At 61.0% G+C, this 13,115-nt stretch carries 11 protein-coding genes; 3 read left to right on the plus strand and 8 right to left on the minus strand.

Going from position 1 to position 13,115, the window contains the following annotated elements:
• Positions 1 to 2 precede the first annotated feature (2 nt).
• Both DDT56_RS11615 and DDT56_RS11620 read left to right on the plus strand, forming a co-directional pair.
• Positions 3 to 2,786 (plus strand): exo-rhamnogalacturonan lyase family protein, encoded by a 2,784-nt coding sequence (locus DDT56_RS11615; protein ID WP_136166613.1) that lies wholly within the window; start codon positions 3 to 5, stop codon positions 2,784 to 2,786.
• 37 nt (positions 2,787 to 2,823) lie between these two features.
• Positions 2,824 to 3,537 carry a DUF6250 domain-containing protein gene (locus DDT56_RS11620; protein ID WP_136166614.1) on the plus strand — a complete coding sequence of 238 codons (714 nt, stop codon included), beginning with the start codon at positions 2,824 to 2,826 and terminating at the stop codon, positions 3,535 to 3,537.
• On the opposite strand, the gene DDT56_RS11625 is transcribed toward DDT56_RS11620, so the two are convergent.
• The 6 genes from DDT56_RS11625 to DDT56_RS11650 all read right to left on the minus strand — a co-directional run bounded on the left by DDT56_RS11625 (position 3,532) and on the right by DDT56_RS11650 (position 9,508).
• Positions 3,532 to 4,452, minus strand: coding sequence for a LysR family transcriptional regulator (locus DDT56_RS11625; protein WP_136166615.1), 921 nt, complete (start codon positions 4,450 to 4,452; stop codon positions 3,532 to 3,534). The genes DDT56_RS11620 and DDT56_RS11625 overlap by 6 nt on opposite strands.
• Positions 4,453 to 4,676: 224 nt before the next feature.
• Entirely contained in the window at positions 4,677 to 5,639 is a 963-nt protein-coding gene (gene pfkA / locus DDT56_RS11630; protein ID WP_136166616.1) for a 6-phosphofructokinase, read from the minus strand.
• Between the two features lie 224 nt (positions 5,640 to 5,863).
• Positions 5,864 to 6,766, minus strand: a complete 903-nt coding sequence (gene fieF / locus DDT56_RS11635; protein ID WP_136166617.1) for a CDF family cation-efflux transporter FieF — start codon at positions 6,764 to 6,766, stop codon at positions 5,864 to 5,866.
• Positions 6,767 to 6,790: 24 nt separating this feature from the next.
• The gene (locus tag DDT56_RS11640) at positions 6,791 to 7,978 is read right to left on the minus strand and encodes a sugar transporter (RefSeq protein ID WP_136166618.1); all 1,188 of its coding nucleotides are present in this window, start codon (positions 7,976 to 7,978) and stop codon (positions 6,791 to 6,793) included.
• Positions 7,979 to 8,166: 188 nt separating this feature from the next.
• Entirely contained in the window at positions 8,167 to 8,727 is a 561-nt protein-coding gene (locus DDT56_RS11645; protein ID WP_136166619.1) for a DcrB family lipoprotein, read from the minus strand.
• Positions 8,728 to 8,830: 103 nt separating this feature from the next.
• Positions 8,831 to 9,508: a 7-cyano-7-deazaguanine/7-aminomethyl-7-deazaguanine transporter gene (locus tag DDT56_RS11650; RefSeq protein WP_136166620.1), complete on the minus strand. Its 678-nt coding sequence runs from the start codon at positions 9,506 to 9,508 to the stop codon at positions 8,831 to 8,833.
• A gap of 217 nt (positions 9,509 to 9,725) precedes the next feature.
• Between DDT56_RS11650 and tusA the strand changes: the two genes are divergently transcribed.
• The gene (gene tusA, locus DDT56_RS11655) at positions 9,726 to 9,971 is read left to right on the plus strand and encodes a sulfurtransferase TusA (protein ID WP_136166621.1); all 246 of its coding nucleotides are present in this window, start codon (positions 9,726 to 9,728) and stop codon (positions 9,969 to 9,971) included.
• A gap of 51 nt (positions 9,972 to 10,022) precedes the next feature.
• Here tusA and DDT56_RS11660 read toward each other — a convergent pair whose 3' ends face one another.
• Complete coding sequence (locus DDT56_RS11660) at positions 10,023 to 12,332, minus strand: zinc/cadmium/mercury/lead-transporting ATPase (protein WP_136166622.1); 2,310 nt, start codon at positions 12,330 to 12,332, stop codon at positions 10,023 to 10,025.
• A gap of 91 nt (positions 12,333 to 12,423) precedes the next feature.
• A complete protein-coding gene (locus tag DDT56_RS11665) occupies positions 12,424 to 13,053 on the minus strand; it encodes a lysoplasmalogenase (protein WP_136166623.1) in 630 nt (209 codons plus the stop codon).
• Between the last annotated feature and the right edge of the window lie 62 nt (positions 13,054 to 13,115).

The raw sequence follows: 13,115 nt of genomic DNA on the forward strand, positions 1-13,115 counted from the left end.
TGATGAGCAAGATCTCCTATTCACGCCGACGTTTCCTGCGCGACGGCACATTGCTGGCGCTGTCGACGCCGTTGTGGAAAAGCGCGGCGGCGGCGCCCGCCGCATCGGTTGACAATACGTCGCCCGCCGCCGCGGCGCCGCAGGTGCGCCTGCGCTGGCTGGACGGACAGGCTCCGCGTTCTTTCGCCGGCGTCACCTGGGGGGTTCCCTGGCCGCAAGGACAGGTGCGCGGCGACAGCGACTTCCAGTTGAGCGACGGGCGACAGCGCGCCTATTCGCTGCAAAGCTGGCCCCTCGCCCGCTGGCCCGACGGCTCCATCAAGTGGTCGGCCCACGCGCTGGGGGGCCGGCAGCCGCCCGGCGAAAAGCTGACGCTGCGGCCCGCCCCGCCCGCGTCCGCCCCCGCTGAGGAAATGATCAGCGAGAACGATCGCGGATGGACGGTGGATACCGGCCGTATCCGCTGCCTGATCCCCAAATCCGGCCCCCATCTGATTGAGGAAATCTGGCAGGACCGGCGGTTGGCATTGACGCAGGGGCGGCTGGTGCTGCGCGTGCAGGCCGGCGCAGAGAGCGACAGGGTGCTGACGCTGGATGAGTACCAGGGCCAGATCGAGACGGTGACGGTGGAGCAGCGCGGACCGCAACGCACGGTTATCGCGCTGCGCGGCGCCCATCATCATCGTCAGCGGCAGGGCGTCACGCAGATCCCGTTTGTCATTCGGCTGTATGGCTACGCCGACTCCGCGTCGCTGCGCGTGGTGCATACCCTGATCTATGACCACGACGATCCCGACCAGAGTCTGAAGGGATTGGGGCTGGCGTTCGACGTTCCCTTGCAGGGGGAGCTGCACGATCGCCATGTGCGCTTCGCCTCCGATCGGGGCGGCGTGTTCCGGGAAGCGGTGCGCGGCCTTACCGGGCTGCGCCGCAATGCCGGCGCCGCCGTTATCGACGCGCAGCTGAGCGGCAAAGCGACGCCGCCGGTAGCGGAATTTCCCCCGGCGGTGGGGAAACGGCTGCATCATATCCCGGCGTTCGGCAGCTATCGGCTGACGCAGCATCACCCCGATGGCTTTCAGATCCACAAACGGACCAAAGAGGGGCAAGGCTGGCTGCTGTCCGCCACCGGCGATCGGGCGGCGGGCGTCGGCTATCTGGGCACGCCGCAGGGCGGCGTGGCGTTCGGCATCCGCAACTTCTGGCAGAGCTACCCGGCCTGCCTGGAGATTAATAACGCCCATACCGACCGGGCGACGGTGACGCTATGGCTGTGGTCGCCCACGGCGGAGCCGATGGATATGCGCTTCTACCACGACGGCCTGGGGCAGGATACCTTCGCCGCGCAGCGCGAAGGGCTGGAGATCACCTACGAGGATTACGAACCCGGCTTTACCTCGCCGCTCGGCGTGGCGCGCACCAGCGAGCTGTTTATCGATATTCTCTCCGCCACGCCGGACAACGCCGGTTTCGTCGCGCTGGCGCAGCGCATGCAACAGCCCCCGCTGCTGGTGGCGCAGGCGCAGGATCTGTCCCGCGCCAGGGCGTTCGGCCCGCTATGGGCTCCGGCCTCAGCCTCGCCCTCCTCGCCGCAACGCGCGCAGTTGGAAAACCAGCTGGCCTGGTATTTCGATTTCTATCTCCAGGAGGTGGAACAGCGGAAATGGTACGGCTTCTGGGACTTTGGCGACGTGATGCACACCTACGACAGCGACCGCCACGTCTGGCGTTACGACGTCGGGGGCTACGCCTGGGATAACTCGGAGCTCAGCACCGATCTGTGGCTGTGGCACTACTTCCTGCACAGCGGCCGGGCGGAGGCGTTTCGCATGGCGGAGGCCATGACCCGCCATACCGGCGAGGTGGACGTTTACCATCTGGGGCGCTTCCGTCCCTTAGGCTCGCGGCACAACGTGCGCCACTGGGGAGACAGCGCCAAACAGCTTAGGATCTCCACGGCGGCCAACCGCCGTTTTCTCTACTACCTCACCGCCGATGAGCGCATCGGCGAACTGATGGATGAGCAGATCGAAGGCGTACGCGCCCTGCGCGACGTGGTGCCCGGCCGCAAGATCGGGCAGACCCTGCCCGCTGAGCCGCATCACGTCAGCCTCTATTTTGGCACCGACTGGGGCGCCGTGGCCGCGGCCTGGCTGACGGCCTGGGAGCGGCACGGCGATCCGGCGATGCGCGAACGCCTGCTGAATAGCATGCAAACCATCGCCGCCCAGCCGCACGGCTTTTTCACCGGCGTCGCCGAAATCGATCCTGACAGCGGCCGCTTTTCCCCCGCGCCGCCGGATCGGGTAGCGATCTCCCACCTGAGCGCCGTCTTCGGTCTGGCGGAGATCGCCGGCGAACTGCTTGAGGTGCTGCCGGATCCCGGCTTTACCCGCGCCTGGCTGGATTACTGCCGGTTATACAATGACCCCGTCGCGTTAAGCGCCTTTGTCGGCAAACCGGTGAAGAAATTGAATCTGGCGCAGGGCCACGCCCGGCTGACCGCCTTCGCCGCCTGGCGGCTACGCGATCGATCGCTGGCGCAGCGGGCCTGGAGCGAGTTCAACGACGGCAGCGGCGGCATCGCCAATCCGGGCAAAGCGCTGCGGCGCATTGCGCCGCCCGAGGCGCTCTACCCGATTGACGAGGCCGTCGTCGACTCGTTAATCGACAAACATTCGGACAGCGCCATCGCGTCCAATCTGGCGACAAACGCCGTGGCGCAGTGGGGGCTGGCGGCCATCGCCTTGCTGGCCTTATTGGACGATATCCCTTCCTCACATTGATTCCGCCGGGCAGGCGGAGATTAAACAGGACATCAAAATGACGTATTCAGGTTGCACTGAAAGCACCACCCTATTGTCTTCACTCCAGGAAACGCATCCGGCCGGCGCGGATGACGAGCGCGAGGCGGCGGAGGATCCGCACCGCTACGCGCTCACCTGGTCGACCGACCCGCGCGGTCAGCCCCGGCGCTGGCGGGTGGAGCAGGAAGATCCCCAGCGCACGGCCATCCGGGCCGATGACGAACGCCTGACGCTGGAGAGCGCCGCCGGGCTGACGCTCTGGCTGGACGCGCCGCTTGCCGGCGCCTACCGCATCGCCTTTGCGCGCGAAGTGCTGGTGGCCGACGGACCGCACGATCGCCTGTCCGATCTCAACCAGTTCTGGGCGGCGCGCGATCCGGCCCATGGCAACCTCTTTACGCGCCACGGCCGGCTGAGCGAGTACGACAATCTGGATTTGTACTACGTCGGCATGGGCGGCAACTGGAACAGCACCACGCGCTTTCGTTACTACAACGGACAGGGGGAACGCGCGCTGCTGGGAGAATATACCGACGCCGGCCATCTGCTGCGGCCCAACCATCGTTACCAGGTGGTTATTGAGGTCGATCGCCACGAAACCCGCTTTCTGGTGGATGACGCCCTCTATTTTCGCGCCGCGTATCCGGCGGCGCCCGCGCCGGGCCATTTCGGTTTCCGCACCGTGTACTCGCGGCAGGCGATCAGCGATTTCAGCGTTACGCCGTTATAGCGACGCCGCGGAACCATGCAGGTCATGATCGACCTGCGTGAAGGTTTCAATCAGTTTGCGCGCCAGCAGCGGCAGGCGGGCGTCCGCCAGACAGATGATGCCGTAGTGGGTATAAAACTCGTCGGCGTCGTCATCCAGACCGGCGATTTTCAACATATGGATGCCCTGCTGCTTCGGGATGTGGAAATGGTTGGTGGTGCCGATGGCGTCCGAATGGCGCACCACGTCCAGCAGGCTATAGCCGTTTTCACACTCGATGCTGGTGCGAATGTCCTGCTTGCCGCTGAGCTGCACCAGCGCGCGGTGGAGATTGGGCGGACGAATGGTGGCCGCCAGCGGATAGGCGAACAGCTGGTCGACGGCGATCTCGTCGAACGCCGCCAAAGGGTGCCCTTCGCGGCAGCAGAATCCCCAGCGGTGCTGGCTCAGCGGCTGCACCTGATAGCGGGCGTCGAATTCAAAGTTGCGCGAATCCGCCACGATAAACGCCAGCTCTTCCGCCGTCAGCCGATGGCCCAGCGCCTGCCAGTTATCGACGCGAAATACCATCCTCGCCTTGGGATACTGGCGGGAAAAGGCGCCTATCACCTGCGGCATCAGCCAGGCCGCCGGCGCGGGGCCGCAGCCAAAGTGTACCTCTCCGGCCTCTTTGCCGTTGAACTGCTGCACGTCGTTGAACAGATCGTGGGTCTGATTAATCAGGCGGCGCGCGTGTTCCAGTACGATCAGCCCCTTGGGGGTAGGCTCCAGTTGGTTATTGCGGTCGATCAGGCGAGCGCCGATGGTTTGTTCCAGCGACTGGATACTGCGGCTGAACGCGGACTGGGAAAGTTTCGTCGCCTGCGCCGCCGACGTGAAATTGCGATGCTCAATCAGGGCGATAAAGTGGCGCAGCTGGCGAAGATCGATATTCATAGCGGCGAATGGACAAAACCATTAAGGAGAGAAAGGGTAATTTGCAGGCTAACAGCTTTGGGCGCCGGTAAAAAATAATAAATGCCTTTTTTATATATCTTTCAGTTATATATCGCCGCCGGGCTGCGCGATGCTCTCCCGACGATCGGCAAAATCAAGGCGTTAAAAATCCCGCTGGCAACAGCGGGATGGTGCGAGATTTCAGGCGAAAGCGTGGCGCGGGATCAGAACAGCTTCTTCGCCGTTTCCAGCCAGTCGCCCTTGAAGGGGCGCTTCATGTTCTCAATGGCGTCGATAATGTCATGGTGCACCAGCTTTTCATTCTGGATACCGACGCAGCGGCCGCCGTAGCCCTGCAACAGCAGTTCTATCGAATACGCGCCCATGCGGGAGGCCAGAATACGGTCATAGGCCACCGGAGAGCCGCCGCGCTGAATATGCCCCAGCACCGTGGAGCGCGTATCGCGGCCGGTTTCCTGCTGGATATACTTGGCCAGCTCGCCGATATCGCAAATATGCTCGGTAATCGCCACAATGGCGTGTTTCTTGCCTTTATCAATGCCGGCCTGGATCTCGCTCACCAGATCTTCCGGACTGAACGGCACTTCCGGCAGCACGATAAACTCACAGCCGCCGGCAATCGCCGCCGCCAGCGTCAAATCGCCGCAGTGGCGCCCCATCACTTCCACGATGGAAATACGCTGGTGCGATGAAGAGGTATCGCGCAGGCGGTCAATCGCTTCCAATACCGTTTCCAGCGCGGTGAAATAACCGATGGTGTAGTCGGTGCCCGCCACGTCGTTATCAATGGTGCCGGGCAGGCCGATACAGGGAAAACCCATTTCCGTCAGTCGCTTGGCCCCCATATAGGAACCGTCGCCGCCGATAACCACCAGGGCGTCAAGCCCCTGGTCCTTCATGTTCTGCACGGCGACTTCGCGCACGTCTTCTTCGCGGAATTCAGGAAAACGGGCAGAACCGAGGAAAGTACCGCCGCGGTTGATAACGTCCGACACGCTGTAGCGATCCAACTGCTCCATCCGATTTTCATACAACCCCAGATAGCCGTCATAAATGCCGAAAACCTCCAGCCCTTCCGTCAGCGCAGCACGCACCACACCGCGAATTGCCGCATTCATTCCGGGTGCATCACCACCACTCGTCAATACTCCGATTCTTTTAATCATGACAACCTCTGGACTTGTAGATGTAATTTCGCAGGATTTTTCTATCGCCAATTGACCGTCGCCAGTTATGTCGACGTCATCCCTCTAAATTTTAATAGAGGCATATTATAACAAATACCGGCGGCTGAATTGATTCAGGTCAGGCAAAATTATGCTGTAATTTTCACGATCCATGCTGTTGCACGCATAAACCGGCGGAGCATCGCTGCCGGACCCGCGCCGGACTACACATTCAATAGCCCCCTTTGCTCTTCAGGCACCGCTGAAATCGGATCCTGATGGATAATAATATCAGAACCGGGGAATTGCCTTAGCAACGCCTGCTCCAGATCGTCGGCAATCTGATGCGATTGCACCAGGGGCAGCGCGTCATCCATCTCCAGATGAAGCTGGATAAACCGGGTAGGCCCGGCGCGGCGGGTGCGTAAAGCGTGCGCGCCGCTGATGCCCGGCCAGCCGGAGATAATATTAACGATAGCGTCGCGCTCATTATCCGGCAACGCGCGATCCAGCAGCGACTGCACGGCCTGGTAGCCCATCCGCAGCGCACTGTACAGAATATAAATCCCGATGCCCAGCGCAAACAGCGCATCGGCATGGGTTACGCCCCGCCAGCTTAATACCAGCGCCGCCAGAATCGCGCCGTTCATCAGCAGGTCGGACTGGTAGTGCAGCATATCCGCCCGCACCGCCTGGCTCCCGGTGCGTTTAACCACCCAGCGCTGAAATGCCACCAGCGACAGGGTTGACGCTAAAGCGACAACCGTCACCCCTATCCCCACCTCCGGCGCATGCAGCGCCCGGGGAGTCATCGTATGCTGTAAGCCGGTCAAAATAAGAAACAGGGCGGAGCCGGAGATAAACATGCTCTGCGCCAGCGCCGCCAGAGACTCCGCCTTGCCGTGGCCGAACGTATGTTCGGGATCCGCCGGCTGCAGCGAGTAGCGCACCACCAGAAGATTCACCAGCGACGCGGCGATATCCACCAGGGAATCCACCAGCGACGCCAGCAGACTCACCGACCCGGTGTACCACCAGGCAAACAGTTTCATCATAAACAACAGGAGCGCGACGGTTGTCGCCCCAACCGCCGCCAGGGTAATCAGACGCGCATACTGTGAACCCATAACCCCTCACCTAAAAACCGGCAATCAGTTGATAACCGTATTGTCTAAAGCTTGAGCATAACGCCTGAAAATAAAAATACACCATCCCAGCGAGATCAGCGCCAGCGCGGCGCCGATAAAACCGATTTCCGTCAGGTTCAGGTGGGTAATCACCTGATTGCCGAGCAACGCGCCGCCGCCGATGCCGACATTATAAATGCCGGAAAACAGCGCCATGGCGACGTCCGTCGCATCGGGGGCCAACGTCAGGACTTTGACCTGCATACTCAGACCGATGGCCATAATCGCCACGCCCCAGGCGAAGCATACCAGCGACAGGCTGGCGCGACTGAAAGAAAGCGGCAACAGCAGCAGCAGGCACAGGAACAATAACGCGATGGCGGCGATCAAAAATCCCGCCGGATATTTGTTGCTATAACGGCTGAACAGCATGCTGCCGAGGATCCCGGCGCCGCCGAATAACAGCAGCAGCGCGGTGATAAAGCCGTCGCTCATCAATGCCACCTTTTGCACAAAGGGTTCGATGTAGCTGTAAGCGGTAAAATGGGCGGTGACCACCACCACCGTCAAACCATAGACGCAGAGCAGCGCCGGCCGTTTGAACAGCTCCGGCACGCTTTTTAGCGAACCGGCATGACTGCTGGGCAGCTCGGGCAGCAGTTTCATCATCACCAACATAACCACAGCGGCAACCGCGCCAATAATCGAAAAAGTGACGCGCCAGCCTAAATACTGGCCGATCACCCGGCCCAGAGGCAGACCCAGCACCATCGCCAGCGCGGTTCCCGTCGCCAGCAGGCTCAACGCCTGCGCTTTTTTATCCCTGGGCGCCAGACGCACCGCCAGCGATGCCGTTATCGACCAGAAAACCGCGTGGGACAGCGCCACGCCGATACGGGCGATCACCAATACCCAGAAGTTCCACGCCAGGCCGGATAACAGATTGCTGGCGACAAACAGAATAAAAATTTTAATCAACAGCCGCTTACGCTCCATCTTGCTGGAAAGCAGCATACAGGGCAGCGACATCACGCCCACCACCCAGGCATAGATGGTGATGATTAACCCCACCTGCGCGGCGCTCATCGAAAAGCTGGCGGAGATGTCGGACAGTAAGGCGACAGGGACAAATTCAGCGGTGTTAAAAATAAACGCGGCCAGAGCAAGGCTGACGACGCGCAGCCAAGCCGTCGATCGGGGAGAACGGGTCATTATGTTGATATCAAAAGTTAAAATAAAAGAATGCGCAAATCGGCTCGGTGAGGGGATTACGCGAAGCGCCAATTATCGGACAAGTATCACGCGCCATCCAGCGGCGTTTTTCCCGTCGGCGCTATCCCCATGGGTTTCAGGCGGCAGGAGAGTTCCCTGCGGCCTGAAAGAAGAAGGGGATACGGCGGCTATTTCAGCTTCAGCGTCTGAATAATGCTTTCCGCTTCAGCCTGCGCCTGCTGCTGGTTATCCGCCGGCAGCGTAATTTGCAGCGTCAGCAGACGATCGTCCACCTTGCCCAGCACCACCGAGGAATAAGCCTGCTGGCCGCTGCTGGTGATAATGCTGTCCAGCTGTTGCAGTTTCTGCCCGTCCACCTCGATGGTTTTATTGGTCACCACCTGGAGATTGGCGTCGCGCGTGCGCTGCTGATCTTCCAGACGCTGCGTCAGCACCGATAACTCTTCGGTGGTGTTATCGCCCAGAATCACGATCGCCGCCTTTTGCCCGCTGGCGTTGGCGTAGACGTGCATATTATTGGCCTGAGTACCCAGTTTACCGCTTTGATCGCTCATATCGGCCGGCAGGGTAAAGGCGACCTTGCCGGACAGCAATTCAATATTCTGGCCGGCCGCCGCTTCCGCCGCCGGCTTGTCCTGCGCCGGCGCGGCGTCTTTCGCATCGCCGTCGCAGGCGGCAAGCATAACAACCAACACGCTCATTCCGAGGTATTTCACTACATTCGGCATTAGGGTTCCCTTTCTCTTTTTATTGGAACGGATAAAACATTATCGCACGCTATTCGATCGGTAAAAACAGCCGGTTTGCGGCCGTCTTTGCCGCGATACCGGCCTAGCGGCGGCTCGCCGCGGGCCGGTAAGGCGCGCCGGGCTGCTGTTCGCTCAGGCGTTTCAGCACCATATTCAGCATAACGCCATACATCGGCAGGAAGAAAAGCAGGCTGATCAGCAGCTTGAAAGTGTAGTCCACCAGGGCGATTTCAATCCAGTTCGCGGCCATAAAAGGATCGCTGCTGCGATAAAAGGCGATAAAGAAAAAGGCCAGCGTATCGCTGAGGTTGCCAAAGACGGTGGATACCGCCGGTGCCACCCACCAGGCGTTGCGCCGCCGCAGCCGGTTGAAAACGTGCACATCCAGAATCTGCCCCAGCACGTACGCCATAAAGCTGGCGCAGGCGATGCGGGCCACGATGATATTGAGCTGCCCCAGCGCGCCGAATGACTGCCACGTCCCCTGGTAAAACAGGGCCGACACCAGATAGGAGATCAGCAGGGCGGGCGCCATCACGGTCAGAATGATACGTCGCGCCAGCGGCGCGCCGAAGATCCTTACGGTCAGATCGGTGGCCAGAAAAATAAACGGAAAAGTGAAGGCGCCCCAGGTGGTATGAAAACCCAAAATCGACACCGGAAGCTGTACCAGATAATTACTGGAGGTAATGATCAGAATATGAAACAACGTAAGCCAGATCAGCGCCACAAGCCGCTGCCGGGGAGTAAAATCATACATATATGCGACCTTTTTGGTTATTGGGGTGAGGGAACCCAAGAAACGTCCTGCTCTTTTTAGCCGCCGCCCTTCCGGGCCGCCGCTAGCGGCGCATGATACGCATTTGCTCCGGCAATGCAATGGTTGTTTTTTACGCAAACGTTGTCGCGGCTTGCGCCGAAAAATCCCCGGCGTAAACTATGGCGGTTTTTTATTGCATCTATCGCAGAGAGCCCTGATGACCGATCCCTTCGCCAATCCCGATATAACCCTTGACGCCCAGGGACTGCGCTGCCCGGAACCCGTGATGATGGTACGCAAAGCGGTACGCCAGATGGCGACCGGGCAAACGCTGCTGGTGCTGGCGGACGACCCGGCGACCACCCGCGATATTCCCGGTTTCTGCCGTTATATGGAACACGACCTGCTGGCGCAGGTCACCGAGCAATTGCCGTATCGGTATTTGCTGCGCAAAGGGGGATAAGCGCCGCGTGCCGGCAAAACCCGGTGCTTTGCCGACAACGTTTGACCGCCTTTACCCATCCCGTTTCTTCAGCAAGCGCAGCGCGTTGGCGGTAACCAGCGCCGTGGCGCCGGAGTCCGCCAGCACCGCCAGCCACAGCCCGGTAATCCCCATAATGCTGGTGATCAGAAACAGCGCTTTCAGCCCCAGGGCGATGGTCACGTTCTGGCGAATATTGCGGTTCGTCGCCCGCGACAGCCGGATCATCGCGGCCAACCCGTCCAGACGGCTGTGGGTCAGCGCGGCGTCGGCGGTTTCCAGCGCCACGTCCGTGCCGCTGCCCATGGCGATGCCGATGGTCGCCGCCTTCATTGCCGGGGCGTCGTTAATGCCGTCCCCCACCATGGCGGTGGGACGTTGCCGATTAAGTTCGCCGATGGCCGTCACTTTATCCGCCGGCAGCAAACCGGCGCGGAAATCAATGCCCAGCTCGCCGGCGATGGCCGCGGCGGCTCGCGGGTTGTCCCCGGTCAGCATCACGCAGCGGATATTCAGCGCCTGGAGCCGGCTTAGCGCGGATCGCGCATCGCTGCGCAGCGTATCCCGCAGCGCCAGCAAACCGAGCACGCGGCTCTCCTCCTGCACCACCACCACCGTTTTCCCTTCATTTTCCAAGGCATCGACGCGTTGCCGCCAGTCGGCATCCAGCGTGCCTGCCGCCAGCCTGGCCGGGGAGCTGACCTGAAGCCGTTTGCCGGCGATCGTCCCCGCCACGCCGATGCCCGCCAGCATCCGGCGCTGCTCCGCGACGGGCAGAAAGGCGCTCGCCGCCAGCGCCCGCTGCACGATGGCTTTCGCCAGCGGATGGCGCGAACCTGACTCCACCGCCGCGGTACGCGCCAGCAGCGCGGCCTCGCTGACGCCGGCGGCGGGCACAATATCCGTAACCTGCGGTTTGCCTTCGGTCAGCGTGCCGGTTTTATCAAAGGCGACGGTACGGATGCCGCCCAGCGACTCCAGCGCCGCGCCGCCCTTAATCAGCGCCCCCTGGCGGGTCGCCGCGGCAAGGCCGGAAGCGACCGCCGCCGGGGTGGATATCACCAGCGCGCAGGGACAGCCGATCAGCAACAGCGTCAACCCGCGGTAAATCCACTCCTGCCAGGGCTGCGCCAGCAATAGCGGCGGAATCAGAATAACCAGCAACGACAGCAGCATAACGGCCGGCGTGTAGTAACGGCTGAAACGATCGAGGAAGCGCTCTATCGGCGCCCGGCGCTCTTCCGCCTGCTCGATCAGCTGCAGAATACGGTCGATCGCGCTATTGCCCGGCGCTGAAACCACCCGCAGTTGCACCATCTGGTCGACGCACAGACAGCCGGCCGCCACCTTCTCGTCCCGTACCCGTTCAACCGGAACCGATTCCCCGGTCAGCGCGCTCTCGTCAAAACTGGCGCCGGCGGTCAGCAATACGGCGTCGGCCGGCAACCGGTCGCCGGGGGCGACTTCAATAATATCGCCGGGAAACAGCTCGGCGATCGGCACGCGAACGCGGCGTTCATTTCTGACCACCGTGGCCTCTTCGGGGATCAACGCCATTAAGGCGCTGACCCCTCGCCGGGCGCGGTGGGCGGCGTAGGACTCCAGCTGTTCGCCCAGCATAAACAGCAGCAGCACGACCGTGGCTTCCGTGGCGGCGCCAATCAGTAATGCGCCGATCGCGGCCACGCTCATCAGGGTTTCAATCGCGAAAGGGGTACCGGAACGGATAAGCCGCCACGCTTTTTGCAGGATCGGCGCCAGCCCGACCAGCGTGGTGGCGATAAAAGCGATGCGCCCGCCGGACTCGCTAACCAGCGAAAGCCCCCAGCTTGCCGCCGCCAGCAATGCGAACAGCGCCAGGAAGCCGTATTCATCGATAAAACGGCGCGAATCAGGAAAAAGAGGCGTTTGCGGAATGATATCCTGCAACGTAAAACCGGCTTGCTTAACGGCGTATTGGACCTGGTCTCGTACGTCGCGGCGGGCATCGACGACCAGTTTTTCGGTGGCGAACAGTACTTTAGCCTGTTCTATTCCGGTGAGATTTTTTACGGCATTTTCAACTTTGCGCGCGCAGCTGGGGCAATCCATCCCGCTGACTTTCCAACTGAAACGCCGATGCCCGGCGGGTCGGTCGCTATCGCCGCCGTCGGGATCGTCCGAATCGGCATTATCGCCGCTTTCCGCCCCGCTCCGCTCCGGTCCGCGGCCGGTATTGGCGACGGCGCCCGATGCGCGCTTTACCGCACAGCAGCTTTTTTCAGCCTGTGACGATTGTCGGGCGTGTTTATGGCAGCAGGCCGGTTTTTCAGCGCCGTGCTGGTGATGCTGATGAGAATGCATACCTTCCTCCCGAGTTGATGATAGTGATTCTCATCGCCAACTTTACACCCTCGTATCAGGCTAATCCAGCGATTCGCTTCCCCGCCCGTGATTAAAAATAGAGCGAACGAACGATCAGGAAATGGCCGCCGAAATAGCAGGCCGCCACCACCGCCTGATGGGCGCGGAAATTGATCCGGTAATGATGAATAAGCCAGGCCGCATGGGCGATAAACAGCAGCGCGCTGCCGGCCAGCAACGAGAAATTATAGTCCGTGCCGAGGGCAAAATAACGCTCGCCGGCCACCCAGACCATCAGCGTGGTCATAATGATGAACGCGCACACCGGCCAGCGCTGCGTATCCAGGCGGCTCCAGATAATCACTATCAGCACCGCCGCCAGAACGATCAGCGCCAGCGCCAGCGGCCAGAAGAAGGTGAGCGTTATCTGGCTGGTGAAAAAACTGACGGTATACAGCAGATGCGCGAGAAAGTAGGCGCCAAAGGCATAGAGAATGCGCTGCGTCGGCAGCAACAGCAAAGTATCGGCAACCAGCGAGGCCAGCAGCCCAATGACGATCAGATAGCCCGGCGCGCTCAGCAGCGGCGTTTGCCAGGCCAGCGCCAGCAGCAATAATAGGGTAACGGGTTTAAACAGCCAGCGCTGCCATACCGGACCACGATAGCTGGCATCGACATACAGCCAGCCGGAAAAGAGCACGGCGATAAACGACCAAAGCATAAATTGTCCTTATTCTATAAGACAGGGCGGTATAGAAGGAAACCCGGCATCAGCTTACCTCT

The sequence above is a fragment of the Brenneria corticis genome (assembly GCF_003115855.1).
GTDB classification, from domain to species: Bacteria; Pseudomonadota; Gammaproteobacteria; order Enterobacterales; family Enterobacteriaceae; genus Brenneria; species Brenneria corticis.

Excerpts from the sequence above, each read along its gene's own strand:
- DDT56_RS11625 (WP_136166615.1), bottom strand. The coding sequence starts at position 4,452 with ATGAATATCGATCTTCGCCAGCTGCGCCACTTTATCGCCCTGATTGAG.
- DDT56_RS11645 (WP_136166619.1), bottom strand. The coding sequence starts at position 8,727 with ATGCCGAATGTAGTGAAATACCTCGGAATGAGCGTGTTGGTTGTTATG.
- DDT56_RS11620 (WP_136166614.1), top strand. The coding sequence starts at position 2,824 with ATGACGTATTCAGGTTGCACTGAAAGCACCACCCTATTGTCTTCACTC.
- DDT56_RS11650 (WP_136166620.1), bottom strand. The coding sequence starts at position 9,508 with ATGTATGATTTTACTCCCCGGCAGCGGCTTGTGGCGCTGATCTGGCTT.
- fieF (WP_136166617.1), bottom strand. The coding sequence starts at position 6,766 with ATGGGTTCACAGTATGCGCGTCTGATTACCCTGGCGGCGGTTGGGGCG.
- DDT56_RS11660 (WP_136166622.1), bottom strand. The coding sequence starts at position 12,332 with ATGCATTCTCATCAGCATCACCAGCACGGCGCTGAAAAACCGGCCTGC.
- DDT56_RS11615 (WP_136166613.1), top strand. The coding sequence starts at position 3 with ATGAGCAAGATCTCCTATTCACGCCGACGTTTCCTGCGCGACGGCACA.
- DDT56_RS11640 (WP_136166618.1), bottom strand. The coding sequence starts at position 7,978 with ATGACCCGTTCTCCCCGATCGACGGCTTGGCTGCGCGTCGTCAGCCTT.
- DDT56_RS11665 (WP_136166623.1), bottom strand. The coding sequence starts at position 13,053 with ATGCTTTGGTCGTTTATCGCCGTGCTCTTTTCCGGCTGGCTGTATGTC.
- pfkA (WP_136166616.1), bottom strand. The coding sequence starts at position 5,639 with ATGATTAAAAGAATCGGAGTATTGACGAGTGGTGGTGATGCACCCGGA.
- tusA (WP_136166621.1), top strand. The coding sequence starts at position 9,726 with ATGACCGATCCCTTCGCCAATCCCGATATAACCCTTGACGCCCAGGGA.